The 13916-nt window shown below is 65.2% G+C and carries 11 protein-coding genes; all 11 read right to left on the bottom strand.

The window, feature by feature from the left end; translation table 11 throughout:
* Nucleotides 1-8: 8 nt before the first annotated feature.
* Nucleotides 9-3257, bottom strand: coding sequence for a carbamoyl-phosphate synthase large subunit (carB, locus tag BLV60_RS17625; protein ID WP_093056555.1), 3249 nt, complete (start codon nt 3255-3257; stop codon nt 9-11).
* Nucleotides 3250-4443 (bottom strand): glutamine-hydrolyzing carbamoyl-phosphate synthase small subunit, encoded by a 1194-nt coding sequence (carA, locus tag BLV60_RS17620; RefSeq protein ID WP_093056554.1) that lies wholly within the window; start codon nt 4441-4443, stop codon nt 3250-3252. The genes carB and carA overlap by 8 nt, the downstream gene beginning before the upstream one ends.
* 142 nt (nt 4444-4585) lie before the next feature.
* Nucleotides 4586-5371 carry a TrmH family RNA methyltransferase gene (locus tag BLV60_RS17615; RefSeq protein ID WP_093056553.1) on the bottom strand — a complete coding sequence of 262 codons (786 nt, stop codon included), beginning with the start codon at nt 5369-5371 and terminating at the stop codon, nt 4586-4588.
* 7 nt (nt 5372-5378) lie between these two features.
* Complete coding sequence (gene rnhB / locus BLV60_RS17610) at nt 5379-6104, bottom strand: ribonuclease HII (RefSeq protein ID WP_093056593.1); 726 nt, start codon at nt 6102-6104, stop codon at nt 5379-5381.
* Nucleotides 6076-7224: a lipid-A-disaccharide synthase gene (gene lpxB / locus BLV60_RS17605; RefSeq protein WP_093056594.1), complete on the bottom strand. Its 1149-nt coding sequence runs from the start codon at nt 7222-7224 to the stop codon at nt 6076-6078. Before lpxB ends, rnhB begins: the two co-directional genes overlap by 29 nt.
* A 10-nt stretch (nt 7225-7234) precedes the next feature.
* Nucleotides 7235-8023, bottom strand: coding sequence for an acyl-ACP--UDP-N-acetylglucosamine O-acyltransferase (lpxA, locus tag BLV60_RS17600; RefSeq protein ID WP_093056552.1), 789 nt, complete (start codon nt 8021-8023; stop codon nt 7235-7237).
* Between the two features lie 29 nt (nt 8024-8052).
* On the bottom strand, nt 8053-8502 hold the full coding sequence (fabZ, locus tag BLV60_RS17595; RefSeq protein ID WP_013541729.1) for a 3-hydroxyacyl-ACP dehydratase FabZ: 450 nt from the start codon (nt 8500-8502) through the stop codon (nt 8053-8055).
* A gap of 23 nt (nt 8503-8525) precedes the next feature.
* The gene (gene lpxD, locus BLV60_RS17590; protein ID WP_093056551.1) at nt 8526-9503 is read right to left on the bottom strand and encodes a UDP-3-O-(3-hydroxymyristoyl)glucosamine N-acyltransferase; all 978 of its coding nucleotides are present in this window, start codon (nt 9501-9503) and stop codon (nt 8526-8528) included.
* Nucleotides 9504-9517: 14 nt separating this feature from the next.
* On the bottom strand, nt 9518-10063 hold the full coding sequence (locus BLV60_RS17585) for an OmpH/Skp family outer membrane protein (protein ID WP_093056550.1): 546 nt from the start codon (nt 10061-10063) through the stop codon (nt 9518-9520).
* Complete coding sequence (gene bamA / locus BLV60_RS17580) at nt 10064-12496, bottom strand: outer membrane protein assembly factor BamA (protein WP_093056549.1); 2433 nt, start codon at nt 12494-12496, stop codon at nt 10064-10066.
* A 39-nt stretch (nt 12497-12535) separates the two neighbouring features.
* Complete coding sequence (gene rseP, locus BLV60_RS17575) at nt 12536-13909, bottom strand: RIP metalloprotease RseP (protein WP_093056548.1); 1374 nt, start codon at nt 13907-13909, stop codon at nt 12536-12538.
* Nucleotides 13910-13916: the final 7 nt, after the last annotated feature.

The following is a 13916-nucleotide window of genomic DNA, read 5'->3' as shown; positions in this document are numbered from 1 at the left end:
GATGACGCTCAGGCCGAGGCCAGTTGCGCGTGCATCTCCTGCACCGAGATCACGCCGAGTTCGTCCATGAAGCCCATGCCCTCGACCGCGGCTTCGGCACCGAAGATCGTGGTGAAGGTAGTCACACGCGCCAGCAGTGCCGAGGTGCGGATCTGCCGCGAGTCGGTGATGGCGTTGCGGCGCTCTTCCACCGTGTTGATGACCAGCGCAATCTCGTTGTTCTTGATCATGTCCACAATGTGCGGACGGCCTTCGGTCACCTTGTTCACCGTTGCGCACTCGATGCCGGCGGCGCTGATGGCGGCGGCCGTGCCCTTGGTGGCAATCAGCTCGAAGCCCAGCTTCGCCAGGCCGCGCGCCACTTCGACCGCGCGCGCCTTGTCGTTGTTCTTCACCGAGATGAAGACCTTGCCCGACTTCGGCAGGTGCGTGCCGGCGCCCAGTTGCGACTTCACAAAGGCTTCGCCAAAGGTCTTGCCCACGCCCATCACTTCGCCGGTCGACTTCATCTCGGGGCCGAGGATGGTGTCCACGCCCGGGAACTTGACGAACGGGAACACGGCTTCCTTCACGCTGAAGTACGGCGGCGTCACTTCCTTCGTGATGCCTTGCGACTTCAGCGACTGGCCAGCCATGCAGCGTGCCGCCACCTTGGCGAGCTGGATGCCGGTGGCCTTGCTCACGTAGGGCACGGTACGCGAAGCACGCGGGTTCACTTCGAGCACGTAGATGACGTCCTTGCCGTCCTTCTGCTGGATCGCGAACTGCACGTTCATCAGGCCGACCACGTTCAGCGCGGCCGCCATCGCGGCGCTCTGGCGCTTCAGCTCTGCCACCGTGTCGGCGTTCAGGCTGTAGGGCGGCAGCGAACAGGCGGAGTCGCCCGAATGCACGCCGGCTTGTTCGATGTGCTCCATCACGCCGCCGATCAGCGTGCCGCCTTCGGCGTCGCGGATGCAGTCGACGTCGCACTCGACGGCGTCGTTCAGGAAGCGGTCGAGCAGCACCGGCGAATCGTTGCTGACCTTGACGGCTTCGCGCATGTAGCGCTCGAGGTCGCGCTGCTCGTGCACGATTTCCATCGCGCGGCCGCCGAGCACGTAGCTCGGGCGCACCACCAGCGGATAACCGAGGGCCGCGGCCTTTTCGAGCGCTTCGGGTTCGGTGCGCGCGGTGGCGTTCGGCGGCTGGCGCAGGCCCAGCTCGTGCAGCAGCTTCTGGAAGCGCTCGCGGTCTTCGGCCGCGTCGATCATGTCGGGCGAGGTGCCGATGATCGGCACGCCATTCGCTTCGAGGTCGAGCGCGAGCTTCAAAGGCGTCTGGCCGCCGTACTGCACGATCACGCCGAGCGGCTTTTCCTTGTCGACGATCTCGAGCACGTCTTCGAGCGTGAGCGGCTCGAAATACAGACGGTCCGAGGTGTCGTAGTCGGTCGACACGGTCTCGGGATTGCAGTTGACCATGATGGTCTCGTAGCCGTCCTCGCGCATGGCGAGCGCGGCGTGCACGCAGCAGTAGTCGAACTCGATGCCCTGGCCGATGCGGTTGGGACCGCCGCCGAGCACCATGATCTTCTTCTTGTCCGTCGGGTCGGCTTCGCACTCGTCCTCGTAGGTCGAGTACATGTAGGCCGTGTTGGTCGCGAACTCGGCCGCGCAGGTGTCCACACGCTTGTAGACGGGGCGCACGCCCAGGGCGCGGCGCTTCTCGCGAATGGCCGTGTCGGTGGTCTTGAGCTGTTTGGCGAGGCGGCGGTCGGAGAAGCCCTTTTTCTTCAGCGCCAGCAGCGTGTCGCGGTCGATGTCGTCGAGCGACTTGGTTTCGAGCTCGAGTTCGATCTTCACGATCTCTTCGATCTGCACCAGGAACCACGGGTCGATCTTGGTCAGCGCGAACACTTCGTCCACGCTCAGGCCCATGGCGAAAGCATCGCCCACGTACCAGATGCGCTCGGGGCCAGGCTCGCCCAGTTCCTTCTCGAGCACTTCGCGGTCTTGCGTCTTCTCGTTGAGACCGTCCACGCCCACTTCGAGGCCGCGCAGAGCCTTCTGGAACGACTCCTGGAAGGTGCGACCCATGGCCATCACCTCGCCCACCGACTTCATCTGCGTGGTGAGACGCGAGTCGGCCTGCGGGAACTTCTCGAACGCGAAACGCGGGATCTTGGTGACCACGTAGTCGATCGATGGTTCGAACGACGCGGGCGTCGCGCCACCGGTGATTTCGTTGCGCAGCTCGTCGAGCGTGTAGCCCACGGCCAGCTTGGCCGCGACCTTGGCGATCGGGAAGCCCGTGGCCTTGGAGGCCAGCGCCGACGAACGCGACACGCGCGGGTTCATCTCGATGACGACCATCCGGCCGTCCTTCGGGTTGATGGAGAACTGCACGTTCGAGCCGCCGGTATCGACGCCGATCTCGCGCAGCACGGCCAGCGAGGCGTTGCGCAGGATCTGGTATTCCTTGTCGCTCAGCGTCTGCGCGGGGGCCACGGTGATCGAGTCGCCGGTGTGCACGCCCATGGGGTCGAGGTTTTCGATCGAGCAGACGATGATGCAGTTGTCGGCCTTGTCACGCACGACTTCCATCTCGTACTCTTTCCAGCCGAGCAGCGATTCTTCGATCAGCAGCTCATTGGTCGGCGAGGCTTCGATGCCGCGCTTGCAGATGGTCTCGAATTCTTCCGGGTTGTAGGCAATGCCGCCGCCGGTGCCGCCGAGCGTGAAGCTGGGGCGGATCACGGTCGGGAAGCCGACCGACTTCTGCACGGCCCAGGCTTCGTCCATCGAGTGCGCAATGCCGGAACGGGCCGAGCCCAGTCCGATCTTGGTCATCGCGTCCTTGAACTTCAGGCGGTCCTCGGCCTTGTCGATGGCTTCAGGTGTGGCGCCGATCAGCTCGACCGGCTTGTTGGTGGCGGCGCCGGTGTACTTGTCGAGCACGCCGTTGCGCCACAGGTCGAGCGCGCAGTTGAGCGCGGTCTGGCCGCCCATGGTCGGCAGGATCGCGTCGGGGCGCTCCTTGGCGATGATTTTCTCGACCGTCTGCCAGGTGATGGGCTCGATGTAGGTGACGTCGGCCGTGGCCGGGTCGGTCATGATCGTCGCGGGGTTGCTGTTGATCAGGATGACCTTGTAGCCCTCTTCGCGCAGTGCCTTGCAGGCCTGCACGCCGGAGTAGTCGAACTCGCAGGCCTGGCCGATGATGATCGGGCCGGCGCCGATGATGAGGATCGATTTGAGGTCTGTGCGCTTAGGCATTCTCTTTCTCCGTCTTTTCCGTCTTGTTCTTTTCCATGAGTGCCGTGAAGCGATCGAACAGGTAGCCGATGTCGTGCGGGCCCGGCGAGGCTTCGGGGTGGCCCTGGAAGCAGAACGCGGGCTTGTCGGTGCGCGCCAGGCCCTGCAGCGTGTTGTCGAACAGGCTGATGTGCGTGGGACGCAGGTTGGCCGGCAGCGACTTCTCGTCGACCGCGAAGCCGTGGTTCTGGCTGGTGATGCTCACGCGGCCGTTGTCGAGGTCCTTCACCGGATGGTTCGCGCCGTGGTGGCCGAACTTCATCTTGAAGGTCTTCGCGCCGGAGGCCAGCGCCATGATCTGGTGGCCCAGGCAAATGCCGAAAGTGGGAATGCCGGTCTCGATCAGTTCCTTGACAGCGCTGATGGCGTAGTCGCAGGGCTCCGGGTCGCCAGGACCGTTGGCCAGGAAGATGCCGTCAGGCTTGAGCTTGAGCACGTCGGCCGCGGGCGTCTGCGCCGGCACCACGGTGATGCGCGCGCCGCGCTGCGCGATCATGCGCAGGATGTTCTTCTTGACGCCGTAGTCGAAGGCGACGACGTGGAACTTCGGCGTGATCTGCACGCCGTAGCCCGAACCCAGCTTCCACTCGGTTTCGGTCCATTCGTAGGTCTGCTTGACCGACACCACCTTGGCGAGGTCGAGGCCCGACATGCTCGGCGCGGCCTTGGCGGCGGCGATGGCCTTGTCGATCAGCGCCTGCGTGACGGCTTCGCCTTCGGCCAGGCCCAGGATACAGCCGTTCTGCGCGCCGTGGGTGCGCAGGTGGCGCGTGAGCTTGCGGGTATCGATGTTCGCGATGGCCACCGTCTTGCCGGACACGAGGTATTCGGTCAGCGTGGCGGTCTTGCGGAAGTTGGAGGCGACGAGGGGCAGGTCCTTGATGATCAGGCCCGCGGCATGGATCTTGTCGGCTTCGATGTCTTCCCCGTTGACGCCGTAGTTGCCGATGTGCGGATACGTGAGCGTCACGATCTGCTGGCAGTAGCTCGGGTCGGTGAGGATTTCCTGGTAACCGGTCATGGCGGTGTTGAACACCACTTCACCGGTCGTGGAGCCGGCGGCCCCGATCGAATTGCCTTGAAAGACCGTGCCGTCTGCGAGCGCCAGGATGGCGGGCGGGAAACTTCCCTTGAGAGACAAAAGCACTGGGTTCTCCGGATGGTTACGGTCGCCCGGAGCCCCAGGCGCGTTGCCTGCGAGCTGCTGCTTAAGGGGATTTTGGCGTTAAAGGCGGCCGGGCGACGCTGATTTGCGAGTAAGCCCCCGATTGTAGCCCGGACTGAGTGTGTTATTTGGCCTGCAGGGCTGCTCCGCTCGCATGCAGGCAGATTGCGGCGGCAGCGGCCACGTTGAGCGACTCCTCGCCGCCCGGCTGCGCAATACGGATGTGGCGTGTCGCCCGGGCTTCCAGCGCGGGCGAAACGCCCTGCCCCTCGTGGCCCATGAGCCAGGCGCAGGGATGCGGCAGTTCGGCCTTGTGGAGCCATTCGCCGTGGTGCGAACTGGTCGCCACCAGCGGCACTTTCAGGCCGTCGAGCACGTCGGCGTCCACGCCTTCGATCAGCCGCAGGCCGAAATGGGCACCCATGCCGGCGCGCAGCACCTTCGGGGCCCACAGCGCGGCCGTGCCCTTGAGCGCGATCACCTGGGTGAAGCCGAAGGCGGCGGCGCTGCGCAGGATGGAACCCGCATTGCCAGCGTCCTGCAGACGGTCGAGCACGACGCTGGGGGCGTCGGGAATCAGTTCCGGGCGGGACGGCAGGTCGAGCACGAAGCCCATGGGCGCAGGCGATTCCAACCCGCTGACGCCGCGCAGCAGGTCGTCGGCGACCACTACGGTTTTGATAGCGCTACTCGCCCATTCAGCAGGTGCTTGGGGCCAGAAAGACTCCGAAAACACGGCGATCGCGGGCTTGACGCCCCGCGCCAGCGCCGCCCGACACAGATGATCGCCTTCGAGCCAGAGACGGCCGAGCTTGCGGTAAGCACCCGGGTCCTGCGCGAGCTTGCGCAAATCCTTGAGCAGCGGGTTGTCGCGCGAGCTGATGTGGCTGGCGCCGGTGTCGGAGGTCATTGAAGGTTCAGGGGGCAGCGCGGAGATCATCGAGGCGCACGGCCTCGACGGCGCCGATCATCATCGCCGGCTGCTCAGATTCGGCGGGCAGCACCACATTCAAGACGCCGCCCGTGCGGGCGAGCGCCGCGGCCACCGGGCTGAACGACCTGCGGTGGTGCACACACGCGCCATGGCGCTGCAGCGCTTCCAGGTGTTCGGGGGTGCCGTAGCCCTTGTGCCCGGCAAAGCCGTAATGCGGAAATTCGGCATGCAACTGCTCGCACAGCCGGTCGCGGTGCACTTTCGCCAGGATCGACGCAGCGGAAATAGCCTTCACCCGCGCATCGCCCTTGACGATGGCTTCGGCCAGCACGTCGAGCGTGGGCAGGCGATTGCCGTCGACCAGCACCTTGACGGGCTTCAGCCGCAGCCCCTCGACCGCGCGACGCATCGCGAGCATGGTGGCCTGCAGGATATTGTGGGTGTCGATCTCTTCGACGGTGGCCTGCGCAATGGAACAGCACAGCGCCTTCGCCAGGATCTGGTCATGCAAGCGTTCGCGCTGCAGGGCCGTGAGAGTCTTGGAATCGGCCAGGCCGCGAATCGGCCGCAGGTCGTCGAGGATCACGGCCGCAGCCACCACCGGACCGGCCAGGGGGCCACGCCCCGCCTCGTCGACGCCCGCCATCAGCCCCGGTGCGTCCCACACCAGCGGGGCCTGTTCAGCCTTCAAGAACTTTCTGGATCGCATCGGCGCAAAGTGTCGGCGTATCGCGCTGCAATTGCACATGCAGCTCTGAAAATCTTTGTTGCAGGGCCTGTGTCTTTTCCGGCGCGTCGAGCCAGGCCAGCGTGGCTTGGGCCAGCGCCTCGGGCATGGCGGCTTCCTGCAGCAACTCCGGCACCACGAACTCGCGACACAGGATGTTGGGCAGGCCGACCCACGGCTGCAGCTGCTTGCGCTGCATGAAACGCCACGACAGCGCATTCATGTTGTAGGCGATGACCATCGGCCGCTTGAACAGCGCAGCCTCGAGCGTGGCGGTGCCGCTGGCGATCAGCGTGGCGTCGCAGGCGGCCAGCGCGGCGTGCGACCGGCCATCGAGCAACTTCACGCGCCCGGCCATGCCGCCGGCCTGCAGCAGGGCCTCGACCTCGGCGCGCAGGCCCGGCAGGATGGGGGCCACGAACTGGAGTTCCGGCCGCGCCTTCTGCATCAATGCGGCTGCAGCGAAGAAACGTGCGGCCAGGTAGCGAATCTCCGAGCGGCGGCTGCCCGGCAGCAAGGCGACGACCTGCGCATCAGGCACCAAGCCCAGTGTGGCGCGTGCAGCGGCACGGTCGGGCGTCATCGGGATCACGTTGGCGATGGGATGGCCGACATAGCTCGCGGCCACGCCGTGCTCCGCCAGCAATGCAGGCTCGAACGGGAAGATGCACAAGACATGGTCAGCCGCCGCCCGGATCTTCTCGACGCGCTCCGGCCGCCAGGCCCAGATCGACGGGCAGACGAAGTGCACCGTCTTCATGCCGCGGCTGCGCAGGCCGGCCTCGAGGTCGAGGTTGAAATCGGGCGCGTCGACGCCGATGAAGAGTTCGGGGCGCTCCTGCAGCAGTCGGGCCTTGAGTTTGCGGCGAATGCCGGCGATCTCGGCGTAATGCCGCAGCACCTCGATGTAGCCGCGCACCGCGAGCTTTTCCTGGGGCCACCAGCTCTGGAAGCCGTGGGCCAGCATGCGGGGGCCGCCGATGCCGGCGGTCTGGAGATCGGGCCAACGAGCCTGGAGGCCGTCGAGCAGCAGCCCCGCCAGCAGGTCGCCGGAGGCTTCACCTGCGACCAGCGCGAAACGTCGCTGTTCGTCCTTCTGCATCGCCGTCACGTCAGCGCGCGATGCCGCGCGTCGAGTTGGCGAGGAAGGCTTCCATCAGCGCGACGTCGCCTGCCGCTTCCGGCATTTCCGTCGCGAGCGCGGCGATGCCCGCGCGCGCCTCTTCGAGCGTCTTGCCCTGGCGATACAGCAGGCGGTGCATCTGCTTCACCGCCGCGAGCCTCTCGGCAGAAAAGTCGCGCCGACGCAGGCCGACGACATTGAAGCCGCGCACAGCCAGCGGATTACCGTCGACCAGCATGAAGGGCGGCACGTCTTGCGTGACAGCGCTGGCAAAGCCAAGCATGGCGTGGGCACCGATCGAAACGAACTGGTGAATGCCCGTGAGCCCGCCGACCGTGACCCAGTCGGCCAGGTGCACATGCCCCGCCAGCGTGGTGTTGTTGGACAGCGTGGTGTGGTTGTCGACACGGCAGTCGTGCGCGATGTGCGTGTACGCCATGATCCAGTTGTCGCTGCCCACGCGCGTCACGCCCCCCGCGCCCGGCACGCCGAGGTTGAAGGTGCAGAACTCGCGGATCACGTTGCGGTCGCCGATGACGAGCTCCGTTGGCTCGCCGGCGTACTTCTTGTCCTGCGGTATGGCGCCGAGAGACGAGAACTGGAAGATCCGGTTGTCGCGCCCGATGGTCGTGCGCCCTTCGATCACGCAGTGCGCACCGATGGTGGTACCCGCGCCCACCCGCACGTACGGGCCGATCACGGTATAGGGCCCGACCGACACCGAGGCGTCGAGTTGTGCCTTGGGGTCGACGAGTGCTGTCGAATGAACCTGGGTCATGCCTTGTGAAACGACTGGCTGCGGCCGGGTCAGCTGATCTGGCGCATGGCGCACATCAGCGTCGCCTCGCAGGCGAGTTCGCTGCCCACCAGGGCCCGGCCCTTGAACTTGGAAATGCCTGCCTTCATGCGCTCGATTTCGACTTCGAGCGTCAGCTGGTCGCCGGGTTCCACCGGGCGCTTGAAGCGCGCGCCGTCGATGGCGGCAAAGTAGTAGACGGTGTTGTCGTCCGGCACGATGTCGAGCGAATGGAACGACAGCAGGGCCGCGGCCTGGGCCATGGCTTCGAGCATCAGCACGCCCGGCATCACCGGGCGGTGCGGGAAATGGCCATTGAAGAACGGCTCGTTCATCGTCACGTTCTTGAGCGCGGTGATTCGCTTGCCCTTTTCCATGTCGAGCACGCGGTCCACCAGCAGGAACGGGTATCGGTGAGGCAGCAGCTTGAGGATTTGATGGATATCGAGCGTCGTCGTCATGATTTTCTGTTCCTGCATCGTCGTCATTTTTTCGAGGGAGCTTTCTCCAGCGCCTTCAGTCGTTCGCGCAGGCTGTGCAACTGCTTGAGCGTTGCCGCATTTTTTTCCCAGCTCGCATTGTCATCGATGGGAAACATACCGGTGTACTGGCCGGCCTTGTGAATTGAACGGGTGACCACGGTCGCGGCGGATATGTGCACGCCGTCGGCCATTGTCAGATGGCCCAGCACGATGGCGCCGCCGCCAAAGGTGCAATTGGCACCAATGGTGGCGCTGCCAGCCACGCCGACGCAACCCGCCATGGCGGTGTTCTTGCCGACGCGCACGTTGTGGCCGATCTGGATCAGGTTGTCGAGCTTTACGCCGTCTTCGATCACGGTGTCGTCGAGCGCGCCGCGGTCGATGCAGGTGTTGGCGCCGATTTCGACGTCGTTGCCGATGCGCACCGCACCCAGTTGCTCGATCTTGACCCAGCGCCCCTCGTGCGGCGCGAGGCCGAAGCCGTCAGCGCCGATGACCACGCCAGGGTGCAGCAGGCAGCGCTCGCCGATGAAGCAGTCTTCACTGACCGTCACGCGCGACTTCAGCACCGTGCCCGCACCGATGCGTGCGCCCCGCTCCACCACGCACAGCGCGCCGATGCGCGCCGTGGCGTCGACCTGCGCCTCGGCGTGGATCACCGCGCTGGGATGGATCCGGTCGGCCTCCGGACGCGCGTGATGCGCCTTCCAGAGCTGCGTCAGGCGGGCAAAGTAGAAGTACGGATCGGGCGTGACGATGAAAGCGCCACGCGCCGCGGCCGCCTCGCGCATGGCGGGCGAGACGATCACGCAGGCGGCCTTCGAGGCCGCCAGTTCCTGCTGGTATTTGGGATGGCTCAGGAAGCTGAGCGCATCGGGCTGTGCATTCTGCAGCGGCGCAAGCCGCTCGATGGACAGCGCCGCATCGCCATGAAGCTCGCCCCCAAGGGCGTCAACGATGGCTCCGAGCTGCAGTGACACGCCGGTTCGCGGCGTTACTTGCCGGCCGCGGGCGCAGGAGAGCCGACCGACGCGTTCAGCGCCTTGATCACCTTGTCGGTGATGTCGTGCTTCGGATTGATGTAGATCGCTTCCTGCAGGATGGCGTCGTACTTCTCGGCCTCGGCCACCTGCTTCACCACGCGGTTGGCGCGCTCGTAGACCTGCTGGAGCTCTTCGTTCTTGCGCGCGTTCAGGTCTTCCTGGAATTCACGGCGCTTGCGCTGGAAGTCGCGGTCCTGGTCGACAAGCGCGCGCTGGCGCGTGACCCGCTGGCTTTCCGACAGGGTGGGCGCCTCGCGCTCGAACTTCTCAGAAGCCGCCTTCAGGGCGTCGCCTTGTGCGGTCAGGTCCTTCTCGCGCTTCAGGAATTCGGCTTCGAGCTTCGCCTGGGCAGTCTTGGCCGGCTGCGCCTCACGCAGCACGCGGTCCGGGTTCACGAAACCGATGCGAAAGGTTTCCTGCGCCTGGGCGGGCACCGCAGCGAATGCGAGAGCGGGAATCAACAACGCGCCTGCCGCAGCGCGAATCAAATGCTTCATTTAGAAAGACGTTCCGATCTGGAATTGGAGGCGCTGAATTCTATCCTTCGGGATATACCCGGCTGTAAACGGCTGCCCCACTTCCTTCTGGGACCTGACCGGGAAGGCATAAGCAAGACGCAGCGGGCCCAGCGGCGAAATCCAGCTGACGCCCAGACCGACCGACGCGCGCAACTTCTTCTCGGCCTTCCATTGCTCGTCGGTCACGCCAGCGGCACGCGTGCCGAACACGTTGCCGGCGTCGAAGAAGCCGTACAAGCGCAGCGTGCGGTCGTTGCCGGCACCCGGGAACGGCGTGCTCAGTTCGGCATTGAAGACTGCCTTCTTGGTGCCACCGAGAGCTGCACCTTCGCTCTGGAGGAACAGAGGGGCATCGCGCGGCCCCAGCGAGTTCTGCTCGAAGCCACGGACGGAACCCAGGCCACCGGCATAGAAGTTCTTGAAGATCGGGTAGACCTTGTTGCCGAGCGCCTTGGCATAGCCGACTTCGCCGTTGATCGAGAAGGTGTACTGCTTGCTGATCGCGAAGAACTGCTGGTATTGGTAGTTCGTCTTGATGTACTTCATGTCCCCGGCCGCGCCCACTTCGAGGTTGGCGCGCTGCAGACGGCCCGTGGTCGGGATCAGCGCGCTGTCGCGACTGTCACGGCCCCAGCCGATGCTCAGCGGAACACCCCAGACGCTCTTCTGGTCACAGTTGACCACCAGCAGGCCCGTGGCATCCTTCTGGCACTGGAAATAGGCAAGGTAAGACGGCGGCGTGTACAGGCCGGAGAATGCAGTCGAACTGTTGGGATCGAACGCATAGCGTTCGAGACCGATGCCGAAGAAGACGGTATCGACTTCGCTGAACGGCACGCCAAAACGGATGGAAGCGCCCTGGTTCACCAGTTTGTAGTCGCCATCGGTGGAGGTCTGATACGGGCGCGTCGTGGTGTGGTAGAGGCTGATCGTGCGCGAGATGCCGTCCGGCGTGAAGTAAGGGTCGGTCGTGGTCACCGACAGCGTGCGGTTGTACTTGCTGGTGTTGACCTGCACGCCCAGGAAGTTACCCGAGCCGAACACGTTTTCCTGCGAGATACCGAAGGTCAGCGCGACCTTTTCGGCGCTCGAGTAGCCGGCGCCGAGTTGCAGGCTGCCGGTGGGCTTTTCAGCCACGTTGACGGTCAGGTCCACCTGGTCGGGCGAGCCGGGCACTTCCTGCGTTTCGACGTTCACTTCAGTGAAGAAGCCCAGGCGGTCCACGCGGTCGCGCGACAGCTTGATCTTGTCGCCGTCGTACCAGGAGGCTTCGTACTGGCGGAACTCGCGACGGATGACTTCGTCGCGGGTCTTGTTGTTGCCGCCCACCGAGACGCGACGCACGTACACGCGGCGCGAGGGCTCGGCCTGCAGCGTGAGCGCCACGCGGTTGTTCGCGCGGTCGATGTCGGGGCGCGCCTGCACGCGTGCGAACGCATAGCCGAAGGTGCCGAAATAGTCGTTGAAGGCCTTGGTGGTCTCGGTGACCTGCTCGCCGTTGTAGGGCTCGCCCGGCTTGATGGTGATGAGCGACTTGAACTCGTCGTCGCGGCCGAGGTAGTTGCCGTCGAGCTTGACGCTCGACACCACGAACTTCTCGCCTTCGCTGATGTTCACGGTCACCGTCAGGTCCTTGCGGTCCGGCGAAATGGCGACCTGGGTCGAGTCGATGCGGAACTCGAGGTAGCCGCGGGTGATGTAGTACGAGCGCAGCGTTTCGAGGTCGGCGTTGAGCTTGGCGCGCGAATACTGGTTCGACTTGGTGTACCAGCTCATGAAGCCGCCGCTGTCCTGATCGAACAGGCTCAGCAGCGTCGATTCGCTGAAGGCCTTGTTGCCGACCACGTGCACTTCGCGGATGCGGGCCGACTCGCCTTCGGTCACGGTGAAGGTCAGGTTGACGCGGTTGCGCTCGATGGGCGTGACAGTGGTCACGACCTGCGCGTTGTAGAGACTGCGGCTCACGTACTGGCGCTTGAGCTCCTGCTCGGCGCGGTCAGCCAGTGCCTTGTCGTAGGGACGGCCATCGGTCAGGCCGACTTCGCGCAGCGCCTTCTGCAGCGCGGCCTTGTCGAATTCCTTGGTGCCGACGAAATCGACGTCTGCAATGGTCGGTCGCTCTTCGACGATCACCACCAGCACGTTGCCGTTCACGTCGATGCGCACATCCTTGAACAACCCCAGGTCGAACAGCGCACGGATGGCGGCGGAACCGCGCTCGTCGCTGTAGGTATCGCCCACGCGCAGCGGCAGCGACGCGAAGATCGTACCGGCTTCGACGCGTTGCAGACCTTCGACGCGAATGTCGCGCACCGTGAAAGGCTCTACGGCCCAGGCTGCCGTGGCTGCGAGCGCACTGGCAACCACCGCGGCAACGCTACGCAGGCGAAAGCGACTGAAGTTTTTGTTCATCTGAGAATTGAGCCGGCACGGAAAGGGCCGGGCAGAAAGTTAACCAAAGAGCCGTGTGACGTCGTTGAAGAGTGCGACCGACATCATGACCAGCAGCAGGGCCACACCCCCGCGCTGAAGCCGTTCCATCCAAGCGTCGGAGACGCTCTTGCCGGTCAGGCCCTCCCAAAGATAATACATCAGGTGTCCCCCATCGAGGACCGGCAGCGGCATGAGATTGAGGACTCCGAGGCTCACGCTGATGAGCGCCAGGAAGACCAGATACTGAGTAAAACCGAGGCTTGCGGACTTGCCAGCGTAGTCGGCAATCGTGAGTGGACCGCTCAGGTTCTTGAGCGAAGCCTCGCCGATGACCATCTTGCCCATCATGCGCACGGTCAGCGCGGACACCTCCCAGGTGCGCACCACACCACGCCAGACACCGTCGACCAGCCCCTGGCGCACCGTCACCATTTCGGGCGGCGCACCAACATAGGCGCCGATGCGTCCCACCTTGACGCCGCCCTCTTCCCGCACCTCGGGCTTCACGTCGATCTTGAGCGGCTGGCCGCCGCGCTCGACCTGCCAGGCCTGGGTGCGCGGCTGGTCGCCGTCGACCGACGCCCGGATCACCTCGCGCAGCTGCTGCCCGTCGACGATGGCCGTGTCGCCGATGGCGCGCACCACGTCGCCGTTGTGCAGGCCGGCGCTTTCCGCCGCACTGCCGGCCATGACTTCGCCGATCTCGGGTCGGGTCAGGGGTGCCACCACGCCGATCTTGCGAAACATCTGCGGATCGGCGTCCTTGGTCTCCATGCGGCTCAGCGGCAGCACCAGCTGGCGCGCCGGCCGGCCGGCTTCCCCTGCGACTTCGAGCGTCAGGTCATGGCCATCGAGCGCGCCACGCGTCATGCGCCAGCGCAGATCCTCGAAGGACTGAACCGGCGACAGGTCGCCATCGAAGCCCGCTTGCGTGATGTGCTCGCCGCCGCGCAGGCCCGCCGCTTCGGCCAGAGAGGCGGCCACCGGCCGCGCGAGCTTGGCGACCGGCTCCTGCACGCCGATCCAGTTGACGGCCGTGTAAAGCACGACAGCCAGCAGCAGATTGGCGATCGGCCCCGCCGCAACAATGGCCGCTCGGGAACGCAAAGGCTGGGTGTTGAAGGCGCGATGGCGCTCTTCAGGTGCGACCGGCCCCTCGCGCTCGTCGAGCATCTTGACGTAGCCGCCGAACGGGAATGCACCGATGACGAACTCGGTCTGTTGCCCCGGATGCTGGCGCTTGGGCTGCCAGCGCAGCAGCGCCTTGCCGAATCCGACGGAGAAGCGCTCCACCTTGACGCCGCAGGCAACAGCGACGCGGTAGTGTCCGTATTCGTGCACCGCGATCAGGACACCGAGTGCGACCACAAAGGCTATGACAGTGAGCAGCATCGGGGTC

Source organism: Variovorax sp. YR634, from assembly GCF_900106655.1.
Lineage (GTDB): Bacteria > Pseudomonadota > Gammaproteobacteria > Burkholderiales > Burkholderiaceae_C > Variovorax.
The sequence above is the reverse complement of the archived record's forward strand: the minus strand, read 5'-3'. Positions and strand labels throughout refer to the sequence as shown.